The organism is Vibrio hibernica (genome assembly GCF_015223435.1).
Taxonomy (GTDB): Bacteria; Pseudomonadota; Gammaproteobacteria; order Enterobacterales; family Vibrionaceae; genus Vibrio; species Vibrio hibernica.
This window is the reverse complement of record NZ_VHKO01000117.1, coordinates 1-1,519: the sequence shown is the minus strand read 5'-3', so window position 1 is coordinate 1,519 and position 1,519 is coordinate 1. Positions and strand designations below refer to the sequence as shown.

Here is a 1,519-nt window from a genome sequence, read left to right as displayed (position 1 = left end):
TTTCTTGAGTAATGAAGGTTGAGTGACAATACAACCGGGCTTATGAGGCTCGCTTGGAAAAAAGATGGCAAACTGTGCTGGTGATAAAGTCACTTCACAGTGATTAAGCAAATTTTCTACTAAATAATAATCCCCTTCTTTATCATATTCAGTTGCATGCGTATGCTTACCATTCAAAGCAAACTCAATACGCTCTTCTCCTGAAATAAGTACCTGCATATCAATATAGTCCAAATGGACTTCAGCGCGCTTTTTGTTGGCATCGCCCGTCTCAAAACTCATCACATTGGCAAACATTTTGTCGCCATCAATCTCATGACGTCCATTCGATAAGTTCACTAAATCCGTTTTGTGTAAATAATCAATCGCCACTTGAAAAGCTTGCGGTAACAATGCGTAGCTTGCTGGTTGGTTTAAGTCACCTAAAAACATATCTTGATCCTATTCACTTGCAATAAAAAAGAGAATGAGTGTGGATAACAATAATGCTATCCACACTCTACTTAGCCCTACTAAATAACTATTTTTATAGGGCTAGACTCATTACATAGTTAACTTTTTCAGCTCTTCTTTTGAAATATTTGATTTAAATATTGGAGCGGTTAAGTAGCCCACAATAACAACAACCAAAGTGCCAATAACGCCATAGAAGAAGAAGTTAAGGTTGGTAAAGGATTGAACGATGAGAACAGAAATCACACTCGCAACCACACCAGTAAGCGCACTATTTGCATTGGCTTTCTTAAAGAAGATACCAAGCATAAATAGACCCGTCATTGGACCGCCCATTAAACCAATTAAGCTATTAAATGTGTCCCACAACTCACTCTCATCTGAGTAAATTAAGTAAATGGATGCAAGAACACCTAAAACGCCAGCAACAACGGTAGTGCTTCGTGCCATAAATAATACTTTTGTCGCGGGTTTGTTGTGACCAAAGCGCTCATAAATATCGGATGTAAAACACGCTGAGATACTATTTAAGCTACTTGAAATACTCGATTGCGATGCGGCAAAAATGGCGGCAATAATAATCCCTGCAATACCGGCTGGCATTTGAGATACAACAAAGAATGGTAGAATACCGCCAGTATTAAAGTCTGTTGGTATTAATTGTGGGTTTTGAGTGTAGTAAGCGTATAACGCTGCACCAACCGCAAAGAAGAATACCGGCACGATTGCGACAAGTTTAGCGTTGGTCACTAATGCTTTTTTCGTTTCTTCAATAGATTCAGTCACAATGTAGCGTTGAACGACATCTTGGCTAGCAGTGAATTGTTGAAGACTAGCAAACAAGAAACCAATGACTAACACTGGTACATGGCTTTCGGTCCAACTCCAAGAAAAAGTAGAAGCAGGGAAGAATTTATCTGCACTTGCACTTAAGTGATAAATCTCACCTAAACCGCCATCAACGTTGAAGCAAATCATAATAAAAATACCAATGGCTGCAATCGAAAGCATAATGCCTTGAATAACATCGGTCCAAATTACGCCTTCAATGCCACCCATAAAGGTA

Annotated in this window: 2 protein-coding genes; both read right to left on the bottom strand. The window is 39.1% G+C overall.

Annotated elements, in window-relative coordinates; translation table 11 throughout:
- Nucleotides 1-432, bottom strand: a 432-nt coding sequence (nanQ, locus tag FH976_RS15705; protein WP_194091710.1) for an N-acetylneuraminate anomerase, incomplete at its 3' end; no start/stop codon positions are given.
- Nucleotides 433-543: 111 nt separating this feature from the next.
- Nucleotides 544-1,519 (bottom strand): sodium:solute symporter family transporter (locus tag FH976_RS15700; protein WP_407701660.1); only part of this gene is annotated, 976 nt, incomplete at its 5' end.